Source organism: Bacteroidota bacterium, assembly GCA_008933805.1.
GTDB lineage: Bacteria > Bacteroidota > Bacteroidia > UBA8524 > UBA8524 > SB11.
In genome coordinates, this window is the sequence record WBUH01000014.1 from 56,110 (window position 1) to 72,823 (window position 16,714).

At 41.6% G+C, this 16,714-nt stretch carries 14 protein-coding genes; 9 read left to right on the forward strand and 5 right to left on the reverse strand.

Features of this window, described 5'->3' with window-relative positions:
- The first annotated feature begins 219 nt into the window (after nucleotides 1-219).
- Together F9K23_13815 and F9K23_13820 are read left to right on the forward strand one after the other, a co-directional pair.
- Nucleotides 220-1,383: a DUF2029 domain-containing protein gene (locus F9K23_13815; GenBank protein KAB2914499.1), complete on the forward strand. Its 1,164-nt coding sequence runs from the start codon at nucleotides 220-222 to the stop codon at nucleotides 1,381-1,383.
- Nucleotides 1,380-2,492 carry a hypothetical protein gene (locus F9K23_13820; protein KAB2914500.1) on the forward strand — a complete coding sequence of 371 codons (1,113 nt, stop codon included), beginning with the start codon at nucleotides 1,380-1,382 and terminating at the stop codon, nucleotides 2,490-2,492. The genes F9K23_13815 and F9K23_13820 overlap by 4 nt, the downstream gene beginning before the upstream one ends.
- 324 nt (nucleotides 2,493-2,816) lie before the next feature.
- Here the strand turns inward: F9K23_13820 and F9K23_13825 are convergent, their stop codons facing one another.
- Nucleotides 2,817-3,443 (reverse strand): 4'-phosphopantetheinyl transferase superfamily protein, encoded by a 627-nt coding sequence (locus tag F9K23_13825; GenBank protein KAB2914501.1) that lies wholly within the window; start codon nucleotides 3,441-3,443, stop codon nucleotides 2,817-2,819.
- A gap of 38 nt (nucleotides 3,444-3,481) precedes the next feature.
- On the opposite strand from F9K23_13825, the gene F9K23_13830 reads away from it, so the two are divergent.
- The 6 genes from F9K23_13830 to F9K23_13855 all read left to right on the forward strand — a co-directional run bounded on the left by F9K23_13830 (nucleotide 3,482) and on the right by F9K23_13855 (nucleotide 10,778).
- Nucleotides 3,482-4,390, forward strand: a complete 909-nt coding sequence (locus F9K23_13830; GenBank protein KAB2914502.1) for a WD40 repeat domain-containing protein — start codon at nucleotides 3,482-3,484, stop codon at nucleotides 4,388-4,390.
- 123 nt (nucleotides 4,391-4,513) lie between these two features.
- Nucleotides 4,514-5,050 (forward strand): dCTP deaminase, encoded by a 537-nt coding sequence (locus F9K23_13835; GenBank protein ID KAB2914503.1) that lies wholly within the window; start codon nucleotides 4,514-4,516, stop codon nucleotides 5,048-5,050.
- 153 nt (nucleotides 5,051-5,203) lie between these two features.
- The gene (locus F9K23_13840; protein ID KAB2914504.1) at nucleotides 5,204-7,594 is read left to right on the forward strand and encodes a T9SS type A sorting domain-containing protein; all 2,391 of its coding nucleotides are present in this window, start codon (nucleotides 5,204-5,206) and stop codon (nucleotides 7,592-7,594) included.
- 177 nt (nucleotides 7,595-7,771) lie between these two features.
- Nucleotides 7,772-9,253, forward strand: a complete 1,482-nt coding sequence (locus tag F9K23_13845) for a hypothetical protein (protein KAB2914505.1) — start codon at nucleotides 7,772-7,774, stop codon at nucleotides 9,251-9,253.
- Nucleotides 9,254-9,260: 7 nt separating this feature from the next.
- The gene (locus F9K23_13850) at nucleotides 9,261-10,256 is read left to right on the forward strand and encodes a hypothetical protein (GenBank protein KAB2914506.1); all 996 of its coding nucleotides are present in this window, start codon (nucleotides 9,261-9,263) and stop codon (nucleotides 10,254-10,256) included.
- Nucleotides 10,257-10,337: 81 nt separating this feature from the next.
- The gene (locus F9K23_13855; GenBank protein ID KAB2914507.1) at nucleotides 10,338-10,778 is read left to right on the forward strand and encodes a hypothetical protein; all 441 of its coding nucleotides are present in this window, start codon (nucleotides 10,338-10,340) and stop codon (nucleotides 10,776-10,778) included.
- A gap of 197 nt (nucleotides 10,779-10,975) precedes the next feature.
- Here F9K23_13855 and F9K23_13860 read toward each other — a convergent pair whose 3' ends face one another.
- The 3 genes from F9K23_13860 to F9K23_13870 all read right to left on the reverse strand — a co-directional run bounded on the left by F9K23_13860 (nucleotide 10,976) and on the right by F9K23_13870 (nucleotide 13,448).
- Nucleotides 10,976-11,815, reverse strand: a complete 840-nt coding sequence (locus F9K23_13860) for a hypothetical protein (protein ID KAB2914508.1) — start codon at nucleotides 11,813-11,815, stop codon at nucleotides 10,976-10,978.
- An 8-nt stretch (nucleotides 11,816-11,823) separates the two neighbouring features.
- Nucleotides 11,824-13,137 carry a hypothetical protein gene (locus tag F9K23_13865; GenBank protein ID KAB2914509.1) on the reverse strand — a complete coding sequence of 438 codons (1,314 nt, stop codon included), beginning with the start codon at nucleotides 13,135-13,137 and terminating at the stop codon, nucleotides 11,824-11,826.
- Nucleotides 13,138-13,214: 77 nt separating this feature from the next.
- The gene (locus tag F9K23_13870; protein KAB2914510.1) at nucleotides 13,215-13,448 is read right to left on the reverse strand and encodes a helix-turn-helix transcriptional regulator; all 234 of its coding nucleotides are present in this window, start codon (nucleotides 13,446-13,448) and stop codon (nucleotides 13,215-13,217) included.
- Between the two features lie 108 nt (nucleotides 13,449-13,556).
- Here F9K23_13870 and F9K23_13875 point away from each other — a divergent pair, with 108 nt between their 5' ends.
- Nucleotides 13,557-13,820, forward strand: coding sequence for a helix-turn-helix transcriptional regulator (locus F9K23_13875; GenBank protein ID KAB2914511.1), 264 nt, complete (start codon nucleotides 13,557-13,559; stop codon nucleotides 13,818-13,820).
- A 9-nt stretch (nucleotides 13,821-13,829) separates the two neighbouring features.
- On the opposite strand, the gene polA is transcribed toward F9K23_13875, so the two are convergent.
- A complete protein-coding gene (polA, locus tag F9K23_13880; GenBank protein KAB2914512.1) occupies nucleotides 13,830-16,631 on the reverse strand; it encodes a DNA polymerase I in 2,802 nt (933 codons plus the stop codon).
- Nucleotides 16,632-16,714: the final 83 nt, after the last annotated feature.

Genomic DNA, 16,714 nt, shown 5'->3' on the forward strand with positions numbered 1-16,714 from the left:
ATGCCGTTACGCAGTTACGGTGTTATTTTTGTTACGCAATCAACGCGGCTTTCGTGCATTTCCCTAAACTCTATACAATCGTTCAAACAATAACCTTTTGTTTAGTGTAATTGGTTTTTTAGCAGATTAGTCCCTTGCAACCTTGCGGCATGGTTAATCATCTACCCCATACCAACTATTTTTCGGTTATTTGCACTACCAACCACTGTGTTTTATTAAATGAATCAACCAAAAAACACCCTGCAACGGCTGTGGGATTGGCTAACGCCCAACCGCATCGCCTTGCTGTACGGTATTGCTTTTATTTTGGCCTCGGTGGCGCAATATTTTAAGCCGCAAACAGGAGAATACACCAACTACAATAATTACATCATTTTTAAACAGGCCTTTTTTCACCTGTTGGATGGTAAAGATTTGTATATAATGTACCCTGCTGAGTGTTGGGACTTGTTTAAATACAGCCCTGCCTTTGCTTTGTTTATGGGGGTGTTTGCATGGCTGCCCGATATTGCAGGGCTAACTCTTTGGAACCTGCTAAATGCTATGGTGCTGTGGTATGGTTTTGCCACAATACCCCAAGCCACTAACAGGCAAAAAACCTTTATGCTGCTTTTTGTATTTATTGAGTTGCTCACCAGCATACAAAACGCGCAAAGCAACGGCCTGATAGCAGGATTGATACTATTGGCATTTAACAAACTGGAAAACGGAGATGTACGGTGGTCGTCGTTGTTTATCACCCTTACCGTATTTATAAAACTGTTTGGCTTAGTAGCTTTTGCACTGTTTTTGCTATACAAGCAGAAGCCGAAGTTTATACTTTGGAGCATAGCGTGGACACTATTATTGTTGGTATTACCAATTGTTGTAAGTGGTTACGACGGGCTGCTGGCACAATACCAAAGTTGGTGGAAGATGCTGAAAGAAGACCACAGCGCATCCGTAGGATTATCAGTTATGGGGTGGTTACAAACGTGGTTTGGCTACAATGGTAGCAAAACATTGATAACATTGGGTGGTGTGGCATTATTTTGCCTTCCGTTGATAAAAGTGCAACGATACAGCGATTACACCTTCCGTTTACTGCTAACAGCCTCAGTGCTGCTATGGGTAATTATATTTAACCACAAGGCAGAGTCGCCAACGTTTGTGATAGCCATTGCGGGTGCGGCTCTCTGGTATTTTATGCAGCCTAAAAACACGGTCGCATTAGTAATGATAGCGTTAGCATTTATATTCACCTCACTATCACCTACCGATTTGTTTCCGCCGCCTGTGCGCAAGCAATTCATAGAGCCGTATGTATTAAAAGCAGTACCCTGCATATTTATTTGGGGGGTGCTTATTTACCAAATGATGTTTAAGAAATATAAAAACGCATGAAAATCAATAAAATCATAATAGCCATATTGTTTTTTGTGATTACAATACCCGGGTGGGCACAAGTACTGAAAGAGAAAGAGTACTCTGCAAATAAGGTTTTGCTGGCTGAAGGCGAAAGCTATAAAGACGGTAAACGCGACGGGTTTTGGAAACTATATACCATAGACGGTGAAATAGACCAAGAGGGCAAATATGAGGGGGGGATACAGCAAGGTGCTTGGAAGCGCTACGACCCTGCCAGTAAAAACTTGATAGAAGAAGTGGTGTATGTAAACAACATTGCCGACGGACCTTATAAAAGCTATCACGTGAGCGGGAAAAAAGCCGAAGAAGGCACTTTTTACAAAGGGGTGCAGGTAGGAGAGTGGAAGGTATATTATGATAATGAAACGAACCATCTCGCATCAAAAGGGACGTATGCAAATGGTAAAAAAGATGGTATTTGGGCACATTATTACGACGCTCCCGGTAATTTGGTAAAAGAAACCGGCCCTATAAAAAGCGACTTAAGGCACGGCAAATGGCAGGTGTTTTACCCTACTGCAAAGGCGGTACTATTATCAGAAGGGGAGTATGTGAAGGGAGCAAAGCAAGGCGTTTGGACAATTTACCATGAAGAACCGCACACCCTTTATACACGCCTTACCTATATAGCTGATATGGAGCAGGATTCTTTTATCAGTTATTACCCTACAGGCAGTTTACACGAACGCGGATTTTATGCCAACGGCAAACTGAATGGACGATTTGAAGAGTTTTATCCTGACGGGAAACGCAAGCAAGATGGCAGCTACGAATACGGAATTAAAACAGGTCTTTGGAAGCAATATGCAGAAACGGGTTTGTTGAGTATTAAAGGGCTGTATGAAAACGGCAAAGCCAGCGGTATGTGGAGCTATTATAAAACCAATGGAGCACTTGAGTACGAACAGGAGTTTGTAAACGGTGAGATGAACGGCATACGCCAGGAGTATTACCCAAACGGTAAAATACAAGCGCGTGGAACTATGAGCTACATGGGTAAAAACGGCCTTTGGTTATATTTTGACGAAGACGGCTCAGTACTTAAAAAAGAGAACTGGCAAAACGGGAAACTGCTGCCCGAATAGGTAGATAACCCTCCCACACCCCGTCACCCCGAACTTGTTTCGGGATCTCCTAAGTAATTATTGTGAATGGTAATGCAATGTTGAAACAAGTTCAGCATGACTACGTGTGCTACGCTTTCCACCCTCTGCCCCGCAAGCGGGGGAAATTGAAAATCGCACGAGTATCTATACTTGAAGAAACTGTGAAATAAGCTGACATCCTAATGTCCTCCTCTTAGAGGAGGATACAGGAGGAGGAGCTATCCCGTCATCCCGAACTTGTCTCGGGATATCATAAGTAATTATCGTGGATGGTAATGCGATGTTGAAACAAGTTCAGCATGACTAAAACACCCAGCAAAGGCGATAATCATCGTCCATCAAAGTGGTGTGTAGTGTTAGCTTTTGCTCCCCGTTTTTTGATAGTATGGCATCCACAGAGTGAGCACCGTTTGCAAGAGGCAGCAATATTTTCATGTGGTGCTTAAAATCCACTCCGCCATCGCCGTACCATTTAAAAATAGCTTCCTTACCTGCCCACAACAAATACATCGTTTCAAGGTCGTTTTCCCCTTCAAGATATTGCCATTCGTAATCGTTAATAAACTTACGGGCGATTTTTTTAATCCGTTCAGTCGTCTCTTCAATATCAATACCCACACTACCCGTGGTGCTTTTAATGGCGGCAGCATAAATGCCTGAATGGCTAAGACTGATGCGGCAATCCAACCCTTCAATATAAGGCCTGCCGTTAGGCATTTTCAAAAGCAGTAAAGGCTGGGAGCTTTCTGTTTTCAGCAATTCCTGTAATACCACCCTGCTGGCTAACCAATGCAGGTTGCGGCTTTCAAACTTAAATTCCTCGTGTGCAAACATCCAAAGCAGCTTGCGCAATTCTTCAACGCTCTCTGTAATTTTCCACACCGCCATTTCGGTGGTATCATTCAGGTATTTTTGCAGCACTATAGGCACGTTTCAAAAGTAAGTTTGAAATGTGAGAATAGGAAGATATGACTTCGCTTACTGTACACAAAGCACATACCTACACCGGCCATAAAGACTGTATTTATGGGCTGGGAGAAGGTTTTTCCCAAGGCACATTTGTTACAGGGGGAGCAGACGGATGGGTGGTTGAGTGGGGCCACCAAGCTCCCGGCGACGGACAACTGCTGGTGCAGGTAGATGCTCCTGTATATTCTTTTGTGGTGATTGCCGAAGCACAACAATTGGTGTGCGGGACCCGTGCAGGAAACTTACACGTGGTAGATATGGGGCAACGCAGAGAAGTAAGAAACATTGAAGCCCACACAGCAGGCATTTTTGATATTATCCTTTTGCCCCAAACCAAACAAATAGTTACAGCGGGCGGTGACGGAGCTGTAAAAGTATGGGATAATACTTTTTTGCTCGCTGCCCAATTAAAGCATAGCACGAAAAGTGCCCGTGTAATAGCCGTAAACCCTGCAAAACCCGAGATGGCTGTTGGGTATAGCGATAACAGCATCCGTGTTTTTGATACCAATACATTTGTTTTAGTACATGAGATAGAGGCGCACAGCAACTCAGTATTTGCGTTGGATTATTCGCCCGACGGTAAATACCTGCTTTCAGGCGGCCGCGATGCAGTACTGAAAGTTTGGGCGGCTGATAACGGCTATGCCCCGTTGCAAACCATTAATGCCCATTGGTATCACATAAACGCCATTAAATACAACCCCGCAGGCAGTTTATTTGCTACCGTAAGTCTTGACAAAACCCTCAAAATATGGGATGCAAATACGTTTGAATTGCTGAAGGTGATTGATAAGCCGAAGAACGACGGGCATACCACATCGGTAAACAAAGTGCTGTGGGCAGATGATAACAGGCTTATAACTGCCAGCGACGATAAAACTGCTATGTTGTGGGTAATTAGCTAATTAGTCTATAGTGGTTTGTGCTATTTTTGTCCCCCTCTTCGTCAAAAGAGTGCCTTTGGTTAGCGGCTACTAACTTTTTAGCTCTTATCAAAGGCAAATAAGCCAACTGCTAATAGCTACGAAATGATACTTTCAGATAAAAAAATACTGGCCGAGATTGAAAAAGGCACCATTTTAATTGAGCCTTTCCGTAAAGATTGCTTAGGCAGCAACTCGTACGATGTGCATTTGGGACGTTACCTTGCTACCTACAAAGACCGTGTGTTGGACGCTAAAGAGCACAACAAAATCGACATTTTTGAAATACCCATGGAAGGGTATGTATTATACCCTGATATTTTATACTTAGGTGTAACCGAAGAGTACACTGAAACCCATGCCCATATTCCATTTTTAGAAGGCAAAAGCAGCACAGGACGTTTAGGGATAGACATTCATGCCACAGCAGGCAAGGGCGATGTAGGTTTTTGCAATACATGGACGCTTGAAATATCTGTAGCCCAGCCGGTGCGCATTTATCGCGGTATGCCTATTGGCCAGTTAATTTACTTTGAAATTAGCGGTGAAATTGAAACCAGCTACGACAGTAAAAATTCGGCTAAGTACAACAAACGTACTGTGAAGCCTGTGGAAAGTATGATGTGGAAGAACAAATTTTAACCGGAAAACCCTCGGTTATTATTAGGAAAACCCCGTTATTCTCCCTGTAGTCTTAATCAGATTACATTTAGCTGACAAATCTTTTGTTTTTCAAATAGCTGCGATAGAAATTTTTGTTAAATTTACAATAACAAACCTAACCTATAAGCGCTTATGAAAAACCTTTTACTATTAAAGGCATTATGCCTTTTTTTTCTGTTGTCTGTGATGCATTATGTGCAGGCACAGGGAACTCCTGAAATTTTATATTACAAGTTTAACGGTTCAGGTACTACTGTGCCCAACCTTGCCAGCAGTCCGCCATCCGGAACAAGTACAGCTTCTTTGGTTGGCTCAATTTCTCAGGGCTCAACAGGAACGTGTAACGGTAAGGCCTTAGTGGGAACCGGGGCAACCAGCACCAATGATTATGTGAATACAGGATGGACTACAAGTGTGAGCGGTTCATGGACTATTTCTTTCTGGACAAACAATATTCCGTCAACAACCACTACATACTACATTTTTGGAGATGTAAATGCAGGTTCTTTCAGGTGCTTCACAGGCGGTGTTGCCGGTGCCGGTAACTGGATTTTACGCGGACCGTTAACCGATGTGCAGGTAGTGGGTGGTGCATCTACCTCTCCGGCAGTTACAACGTTTGTTTACGACTCAACAGCAGGTAAAATATTTGCATACCTTAACGGAACGTTGGTGAATACCGTAAACCAAACAGGATTTTCATTAAGCGGCTCCGGTCCTTTTAAAGTAGGTGGTTATTCAAGCAGCAACAGCCTTCCTTCAGGCTCGTTGATGGATGAGTTCCGATTCTACAGGCGCGCACTTTCAGCCACTGAAGTTGCAAAACTGCGTTATTTGGGAAACACCTACGACTCTATTGGTGTATCAAAATGCGGGAGCCACATTTCACCTACAGGTAAAACCTATACTACCACAGGTATTTATTACGATACTATCAGTCCTAACTACTATAACTGCGATAGTATTTTAATTACTAATCTTACCATAAAGAAAAACTCAACATCAACCTTAACCGTAAGTGCTTGCGAAAGCTATCTTAGCCCTGATAATAAAACCTATACTACATCAGGTACCTATAAAGATACCATACCCAATGCAATAGGCTGTGATAGTATTATTACCATTAATCTAACGATAAAGAAAGCTACTACCAGTACAATTTCTCCGACATCGTGTTATACCTATACCAGCCCAAGCGGTAAAGTATTTTCATCATCGGGCACCTATATGGATACCATACCCAATAGCGGGGGCTGTGATAGTATTATAACCATCAATTTAAAAATTAACGGCACCACTTATGGCAGTATCTCCCCATCGGCTTGTGATAGTTATATCAGCCCGAGCGGAAAGTACACTTGGTCAGGGTCGGGCAACTACTTAGATACGCTAACCAACAGCAATGGTTGCGATAGTGTAATAAACGTAACGCTTACCATTCATAGCTCTTCATCCAACATCGCATTTGCAACTGCTTGCGACAGTTACCTAAGCCCAAGCGGTAAACACACTTGGACTGCTTCAGGTGTTTATCAGGATACTTTAAAAGGTTTCTGGGGTTGTGACAGTATATTGGTAATTACCCTTACGATAAACAATAGCACAAAAGACAGTATAGGGGTTACGGCTTGTAACAGTTACATGGGCCCAAGCGGTAAATATACTTGGACTACTTCGGGTATTTACATGGATACCATTACCAATGGTATTGGTTGCGATAGCGTGGTAACCATTAATCTTACAGTAAATTATTCTACCACAAGTTCAATATCTCCTGCCGTTTGTAACCTGTATACAGCACCTAGTGGCAAACTGCTTGCGATTACAGGCAAGTACTTAGACACCATACCCAATAGTGTAGGTTGTGATAGTGTAATCTCAATAGACCTTACTGTAAATTACAGCAGCTTTAGCAGCATTTCACCTACCGTTTGTGATATATACACCAGCCCAAGTGGTAAGGTATTTACTTCATCGGCCAGCTTTATTGATACCATACCCAACGGCATTGGTTGTGATAGTTTAATATCTGTTAACCTAACTGTAAATACTGTTAACCCCGGCATTAGCCAAAGCGGCTTTGTTTTAACTGCTGCTGCAACGGGTGCAACCTATAGATGGTTAGATTGTGATAACAGTTATTCAGTAATTTCAGGCGAAACCAGCCAATCGCTTACAGTAACTGCCAATGGCGATTATGCCGTTGAGGTAACACAAGGCGGATGCACCGATACTTCAACATGTATCAGCATTACCAACGTGGGCATAGAGCCTGTATCTTTTGCAAACGGTATTGCTCTTTACCCTAACCCAACTAAAGGTAAGTTTACAGTGCAAACCAACCAGCCCATGCTGGATGCAACAGTTAAAGTAACCACGCTAACAGGTCAAACCGTTACTCAAAAAGTTCATGTTAATGGCAACACTGTTGAGCTTGACCTAAGCAAAGAAGCCGCCGGTATTTACTTTGTAGAAGTAGCCGATAACGGAAACATTGCGAGGATTAAGATTGAGAAGTTTTAAGTAACACAAGGCTTTATAACCAAGCTAGTGCAAAGGCACGAAGATGCAAACACTGTTTTGCGTTTTCGTGCCTTTGTAGCTAATGGGCATTGCATCGCTATTAAAAAAGTTTGCTTTACACCCGTATCTATGAAACTTTATCAGCAAAAAATTCGTTACCATTGTTGGTAAATCACAGTGAAACTTCTGCTCAAAACATATTGCCTTTTTATTCTGTTTTGTACCGTTTTGCAAGTCAGCGGGCAAGATGCTGAATGGTCTAACCCTGAAAAATTCCGTAACCGTACGGCATTTACCAAAGTGGTAGGCCAAAATGCAACAGGCATTTACGTATTGCGCAGCAAAACCCGCTATTTCGACCGTAAAGTATATGTGCAGTTATACAAAGACAATTTGGGCTTGGTATATAGCAAACAACTAGCTGGATTGAAAAAGGCCTCATTGGTAAACGCTATAATAAATACTGACGGACTAAGGGTGTTTAAGAGCCGCTTTAACCGAAAAATTAACGGCGTTGAGTTAATTGGCCAAAAACACGGACTTGATGCCGAACCCGTGGGAGAAGAGGTGGTAATTACCAATACACCTCAAAGAGACTATTCAGACGAAGGCGATTTTGTGGTGACTCCTTCTGCCGACCAAACAAAGGTGTTGTGCTTTCATACAGAGATTGACCCTGAGAAGAAAACCGTGATAGAAATTGTGGTGCTTGATGCTAACTCGTTTCAAGAATTGCACCGCAAAAAAATAGTATTGCCCTTTAGATATGGCAATTTTAACCCACTTGAAAGCCAGGTGGCTAATAACGGAAATGCCTATTTTATTTTTAGGGTAGAGAATGAAGACAAGCGTAAGAAGGATTTTGAACGATTTGGCTATTACTTGTTTGCCTACGATGCCGCTAAAAACGAACTGACTGATTTTTACCTGAACAATAGCGATACTTACCTTAGCAGACCCCACCTAACCCTTGATTATTTAAGCAACAAAGCAATTGCAAGCGGCTTCTACTCATTAGAAGACGTGGGCTACAGCAAAGGCTTGCTTGATTTTGGTTTAGATATGGGTACGCATTTGCCGTTATACCATAGCTTTATACCCTACCCACAAGATTTTGTATCATCGTTTATTGGCAACTATGCGGCACAGCAAGGCGAGGAGCTTAGGGATTTGTACATACGCAACATTATACCCCACAGCGATAGCGGCTATATACTGATGGCCGAAGAATACTTTACCACCACCCAAACCTATACCTTTACTGTAAACGGCATGATGCAGGTGGGTAGCCGTGATGTATATAATTTTGGGAAGGTAGCTGTACTTTCAATAACCAAAAAAGGGGAAGTTGAATGGGGAAAGGTGATTAATAAAAGTCAGACATCATCTTTGGACTTGGGTTATTACTCCTCTTTTTACACATTGCCGTTGCGAGACAGGGTTTTAATATTTTATAACGACGAAAACAGAGGTAATTCTGAAATTACCCAATACACGCTAACCAACAAGGGAGTTAGTGATAGTAAATTACTTTTTAAGAACTCAAACTCAAGTATAGCGGTGGTTCCACGCGAAGGGCAACAATTAGATGCAGCAACCGTTTTATTTCCTGCTGCCAAAGACCGTAAATTTGCATTTTTGAAACTTTTGGTCAACTAAACCGCCCTTGTTAAATCTTTTCAGAAATAAGCTCGTATCAAACCTGTTGTGGGTACTGCTGTTTGCTGCCATAATTATGGTGTTGCAATGGTTTTGGAGTCCTCCTCAGCCACAGGTATACAATACATCTCCATTACTGTCGGGCTGGCTCGATGGGCTTCATACGTCCTCTACAGGGCTGTATATTTCATTGGCAATTGTATTTGTAATCAGCTTAGCGGTTGGTTTCTTCTACAACTATTTGGTAAATGAGCACGAGGTATTGTTTAAGCAAACCTACCTGCCCGTACTTTTCTTTTTTTACTTCAGCCACTTGTTTCAAGAGCAAAGTATTCTTACTCCGCATTTCCTTGCCTCGTTGTTTATTTTGCTGATAGTTTACAGGTATTTATCGCTTGACGGACGACAACCCCGCACAACCCCGTTCTTAGATATGGGGTTCTTCACCGGAATGGCCTTTTGCCTCACTCCTGATACCATTCTTTTTGTTCCTGCCATTTTACTGGCACTTATAGCATCGGCATACCTTACCTTCAAAACCTTCATGCTGTATGTTACAGGCTTTATAATTCCGCTGTACTTTTTGGGCATCGGTTACTTTTTAGCAGGTCAATGGGAAGTGTATACCATATTTTTTTCCACAAATGTGTTTGCGTTTGATTTACAACGACTGATGATAAATCCTTATCATGCTGCAATTCTTGGAATTGCGGCATTGGTTTTGCTGTTCAGCATCGCAGGATTAAGGGATAATTATATGAAAAACACCATAAGAGCGCGTAAATCACAGCAAATGTTGTTCTATATGCTGTTAAGTGCTTTGAGCGCTGTTGTGCTCAGTAAAGCGCCTGTAGGACAGGCATTTACTTTTGTGGCATTACCATTATCACCTTTTGTTTCCTATTATTTTATCAAGACAAAAATGGGGTGGTTTAGAGAGAGTCTCTTTGCACTTCTTTTTGTTATCATTATTATTGCAGTTTACGTAACACGTTTTATATAAAACGGGCTAATGGGGGTCTCTTTCAAATTGAAAAATTCAGGCGGTAACGCCGTCGCATACCTGCTAATACAGGTAGTGAGGATGATATTTATCTTATCGTCACTAGCTTTAGTGGCTTTCTTTTTTCTGAATACATTCAATCTCAGCGAGTTTTTGATAATAGAAGCAGTTATCGCTGTTGTTTCGCTAGGGTATTATATGTTTCGCAACGAAGCGGAAGAGCTTAGTATTGAGGGCAACAAAGTAATACTAAAAGGACGCAGGTTTATCTTCTTCAAATACACCGCAACTTCTGATGCCAGCAAGGTGCGTTACAAGTTCAGAAAGCCTTCTGAAAGGAAAAGGAGCCTGTTTGGCCTTAAAAACGGTAACGGCCGTTTGGAACTGTACAAAAACAAGAATAAGTGGGCCGATTTTAGCACCGGTATTATGGGCTGGGGACGCAGCGACCTGGCCGATATAGTAAAAGAACTATTGGCACGCGGCTGCTACAACTGGTTTGATTTTCACAAGAAGAGGTAAAACCAAAGATTTAAACCTACATTCACAGGCTCAAGAATCACCTTTGAAAACAACGACATAGCTTTGTATTGTTTAAATAGAGTTTTTATTTGTTAACGAGGTAAGACCAGAATACCAAAACTTGAAATATTCATTTAGCAGAAAATCAACGATATAAACAATATAGCAAACGGTTTCAGACTATAAAAATAGACAAATTATTTATATAATTGAAAGGCTAAACCTAGAGAAATGCCTGAACTAAAAAACTCTTTTTGTATACCTCTTAATTTAAGGGGTGGTCTTGTTTGAGAGTTTTCAAAAGGGATAATGTAGCGGCTTTCTGAACTATAAAGGTCATTTATAACCGAATTGTACCATAAGTATGAATAGGATGCTGTAAGTAAAATGTATGGTAACAATTTTAGCGAAAAATCAACCCCTATCTGGGGGTTATCAAACAGCATTAATATCCCTTCCCGCCTGCTTCCAAAACCTTGTGAGCCTCCGCGCATATTAAGGTCAGTTACAAGCCTTCCTGTTTCAATGTCCGTAGCTTTTTTTGTAATGCTGGTTTCCATATAAAAAGAGGTATTAGGGAAAAAGCCAATATATGGGGAGATAGTACCTCGTTTTTTTATTCGGAACTCTTTTTGAACATAATAACCCATATACCATATTTTGAACCAAGATCGACACTTGTATTGTTCAATTGTATTATCAGTAAGGTTGGCTATATAGCCGTTGCTAGAGACTTCATTTTGACCCCAATACCCTTTTAAACCAACATACCACGTTTTGTTTTTGAAAATTGCTGCTGAAAGGCTTACTTGCTGCAACAGCGTAGGTTTGAATGCACCCTTCTCAAAGAAGCCGTTAGTAGTGGTCATTTTATCTGCTAAAAACAATAAAGTGGCATTTTCAGCACCATTCAAGGTAAAAAATTGATAGTTAGCAGAGTAGTTTGCTCTAATGTTAAATTTTCGCAACGTGTCATCAGCAAAAACTGCTTGTATGGTACAAGCAAATATGAAAAATATGCTTATATTTCTTAGCATATTACAAGTTATAGCTTTTTCAGTTCTATTTTTACTTTTGCTTCATTGTTTCCAACCCAAATAAAACTACCATTGTGGTTATTGGCTTGCCAAAGTGCGTACACGTTTATTGTGGTGGCAATATAAGCTGCGTTTCGAGAACTATAGTTGGGGTGCGGTGAGAGTGATCCTGCCATAAATTGTGGTGCCAATACATATTTATTGGATATATATTCTCGCATTCGATGATCGTCCCTTTCATAAAAAATAAAGGGCATTTGGCAGTTACTGTCTGAAGGTTGTATTTCATCATAGATAACATATTCTACATCATGAATGCGAGAGGGGCAATTACTACCTCCCCATGACCCTCCCCATGTGCACCTTTCTCTACACACATCTTTACGAGATACATTTTTTATTGTATGTGCATATACGTAATCATTTATATCACCAGGATTGTTTACTGTACCCGAGCCATCATATAGGCCATAAGTTACTCTAAATTCATACTCTCCGTTTATCCAACGTTCCCCTTTGGGGCAGTTATCCCTAAATAGCTCCATTTGTGTAATTACTAACTTGTATTTTTGGGGTGGTAGCGGGTAACAATCGGCACAGTTGGGGTTGTATTTCTCGCCCGGTTCACACACCCCGTCATTATCACATAACAAAACTCTGCCACTTTTGCGTATCAGGCTATCTCCCTGCTTGGCCTCCCATTGGTCAAAATCCTTTAGCGAGTAAAAATTCACCACCCATATATAATAATCTTCACTGTTCTCCTCAGTTATCAACATACTATCAATCCCGCCCCCTGCCTTTATCTTATAAGCCACTACTGTATCTTGGGGGATGCTGTCTTTTTCTATCTCATCAGCCACCACTACAAAAGGTTTGTTAAGGTTATAATATTGGTTAGGTATGTACAAACGGGTATAATACGTTTCACCATCGTACTCAAAAGAGGCCAGCCCGTCAGCATCGTAATCGTGCACGGCAAACGTACTGTCGACACTGTCTTTCAGGGCAGTTCCAAACGAGTACAGCGTTTCAAGATAGCTGATAGGATTTTCGCTGCTATCGTTAGAAGGGATGGTGGTAACTGAGTCAATCCCTCTGACCAATGCTTGGGGTTTAGCCCAATGTGCCAGTCCGCGAGCGATCCACTTCAAATGATTGTCAACCTCTCTTTCAGTGGTAAACTGTGGCGGGTAGCCACCGCTTTTCTTAGTAAACTGTGCAGGTTTATTTTCAGGTGAAAAATCAGTGCTGCGTTTGCAGGCCACCGCGGCGATAAATAATGCAGTAAGTAATAGGGATAGTTTAGCAATTGAATTCATGACAATAAATTTAAATCAAAAATAAATCTTCTAAAAGAGATATTTTACTACTTTTAGTGATAAATTATCACTCTTGATTAAAGGGCGTTATCGCAATAGTCTTTGAAAAATTTATATAGAGGTAATTGATAGTAATTACATAATTTTCTGAGCGTACTTATGGTTATGTTTGCTTTTCCTCCCTCTATTCTTGAAATATTTAATCCTGTATCGTTATATACATCTTCCATCGTAATGCGTAACTCTGTCCGTAGCTTTTTTAGGCCTTTAACTACTGCATCTAAAACTTCATCATCGCGATACTGGGACATACCACAATGATTTGTTGTATTTCAGACTTTATTAAAGACTTATTAGTCTTTTAATGAATTTGTACTATATTTATCTCCAAAACATTACCTAACTATTAAAGAGCTTTTATGGCATTGCATAAAAACATAAGAATGTTACGACTGCTGCGTGAATACTCGCAAGAGTATATGGCACAAGAGCTAAATATCGGCCAAAACACCTACTCGAAAATTGAAAATGGGAAAACCGCTTTAACAAAAGAAAGATTGAACTATATAGCCCAAATATTAAATGTTGAAGCAGAGATGTTAGAAAATTTTGATGCCAACCGATTGATTGAAAGCGCAAAAACACATTTCAAAATCGACAAGCTAAAGGTTGTATTGGGCTAGAATATCCTTTTAATGCGCTTCCAGCCAGTTTAATCCTGAACCTACTTCAACATCTAAAGGAACTTCCAGCTTCACTGCACCTTCCATTTCCTCCTTAATAATCGGTTTTATAGTTTCCAGTTCAGGTTTATACACATCAAACAGCAATTCATCATGCACCTGCAACACCATTTTTGATTGCAGTTTTTCATCAATCAAGCGTTGGTGTATTTTTATCATCGCCATTTTTATCACATCGGCAGCACTGCCCTGTATGGGTGCGTTGATGGCGTTTCGCTCGGCAAAGCTGCGCACGGTGTGGTTGGCTGAGTTTATATCACGCAAATAACGACGACGACCCATGATGGTTTGCACATATCCGTGATGGCGTGCAAGGTCGATAGAATCGTTCATATACTGCTTCAAACCAGGGTATTGCTTAAAGTAGTTTTCGATAATCTCTGCGGCTTCTTTGCGGGGAATATCCAAACGTTGCGATAAACCGAAAGCTGATATACCGTATATGATACCGAAGTTTACCATTTTGGCTTTGCGGCGCATCTCCTTATCCACTCCTTCAAACGGAACGCCAAATACTTTTGCTGCCGTAGCGGTGTGAATGTCTAACCCGCGTTTAAAATCCTCAATCATACCTTCCTCTTTGCTAATTGCGGCAACAATGCGCAATTCAACCTGCGAGTAATCGGCACTTACTAAAACGTGGTTTTCATCACGGGGAATAAAGGCTTTGCGTACCTCGCGACCACGCTCAGTACGTATGGGTATATTTTGCAGGTTAGGGTCGGTACTGCTTAGGCGGCCTGTAGCAGCTACCGCTTGGTTAAAGCTGGTATGCACCCTGCCTGTGTGTTTGTTTATCAATAAAGGCAAGGCATCCACATACGTTGATTTCAACTTTTGTGATTGGCGGAAATCCATAATCACCCTTGCAATCTCGTGTTGATTGGCAAGGTAAGTCAATACCTCCTCATCGGTTTTGTACTGGCCTGTTTTGGTTTTTTTAGCTTTAGGGTCAAGCTGTAGCTTTTCAAACAATACTTCGCCCAATTGCTTTGGCGATGCAATGTTGAATTTTACCCCTGCCATTTCGTAAATCCTGTTCTCAAGCAGTGCAATTTCACCTTGCAACTCTTTTGAGTATTCGGCCAGCATTCCTTTATCAATGCGCACACCTTCGCGCTCCATTCCGGCTAATACGGGTATCAACGGAGCTTCAATATCTTCAAGCACATTGCGCACCTCTTTTTCATCCAACTGTGGCGAAAGGGCTTGTTTAAGTCGGTAAGTTATATCAGCATCTTCGGCGGCATATTCTGCTATCTTCTCTACCTCCACATCACGCATGCTCAATTGGTTTTTACCTTTCTTGCCAATCAGCGTTTCAATAGAAATAGGCGCGTAGTGCAGGTAGTTTTCGGCCAATATATCCATGTTGTGCCTGCCGTCAGGCTCAATTACATAGTGTGCAAGCATGGTATCAAACAAAGTGCCGCGCACTTGTATACCGTAGTTTTGCAATACCAGGTAATCGTACTTTATGTTCTGGCCTATTTTGGTAATTTTCTCATCCTCAAAAATGGCTTTAAACTCGTTTACAATTGCTTGCGCCTCATCGCGCTTGGTTGAAACAGGTACATAAAAAGCTTCGTGCTGTTTTATTGAGAACGACATACCCACCAACTCGGCATCAATCGCATCCAACGAGGTAGTTTCGGTATCAAAACAAACCTCTGTTGAAGCAGTTAGCGTTTTTATCAATGCTGCACGCTTTTCAGCAGTATCGCACAACTCGTAATGGTGTGGGGTAGTAGCGGCTGTTTTAAATGTAATAGGGGTTTCATCCTCAGGCTCAGCGGCAGTTTGCGGGTTTTCTTGTCCGCCTCCGAACAGGCTTTGCTGCCCGTTGGTTTCCTTAGCAGGTGCCGCAGCAGCAGCGTCGCCAAACAAACGTTTACCCAACGTACGGAACTCTAACTCCTTAAACAGCTCTTCCAGTTTCTCTTTATCAGGGTCTTCTACCAAAAATGCTTTCTCATCCAGCTCAATAGGCACGTCCAAAATAATGGTAGCCAGCTTTTTTGATAAGCGGGCCATATCGGCATGAGCCTCTACATTTTCTTTTTGTTTGCCTTTTAGTTTATCAGTATTGGCCAGTAGGTTTTCTACGCTGCCAAATTCCTGCACCAGTTTTTTAGCAGTCTTTTCGCCTACACCGGGTACACCGGGTATATTATCAACGGCATCACCCATTAGCCCCAAAATGTCAATCACCTGTTTCACATCGGTAATTTCCCATTTTTGCAATACTTCGGGCACGCCCATTATTTCAAAATCACCGCCTTGTCGCGCAGGTTTGTATATAAAGATATTCTCACTCACCAACTGCCCAAAATCCTTATCAGGCGTCATCATAAACACTTTATAGCCTTCTATCTCAGCCTTTTTGGCAAGGGTGCCTATAATATCATCCGCTTCAAAACCGGGCACTGTGATTACAGGAATATTAAAGCCTTCTATCAGCTTAAAGATATACGGAATAGAGCGCGAAAGGTCTTCGGGCATTTCCTCACGGTGGGCTTTATAATCGCTAAACTCAATGTGTCGTTCAGTAGGTTCGCTGGTGTCAAAAACAACTGCCACGTGCGAAGGCTTTTCCCTTCTTATCAAATCAAGCAGGGTATTAGTGAAACCGTAAGGTGCATTTGTATTTAGTCCGTATGAAGTAATACGGGGGTTTTGGCTAAATGCAAAAAATGCACGGTATATAAGGGCCATCCCATCAAGCAGGAAGAGTTTTTTTTCTTCAGACATAGCGAAACTGTAACTAGAGTTGTTGCAACAAAGTTAGCACGATTAACGTGAGTTGGAAATGAAAAGGGTGCTTTGTAATTTTT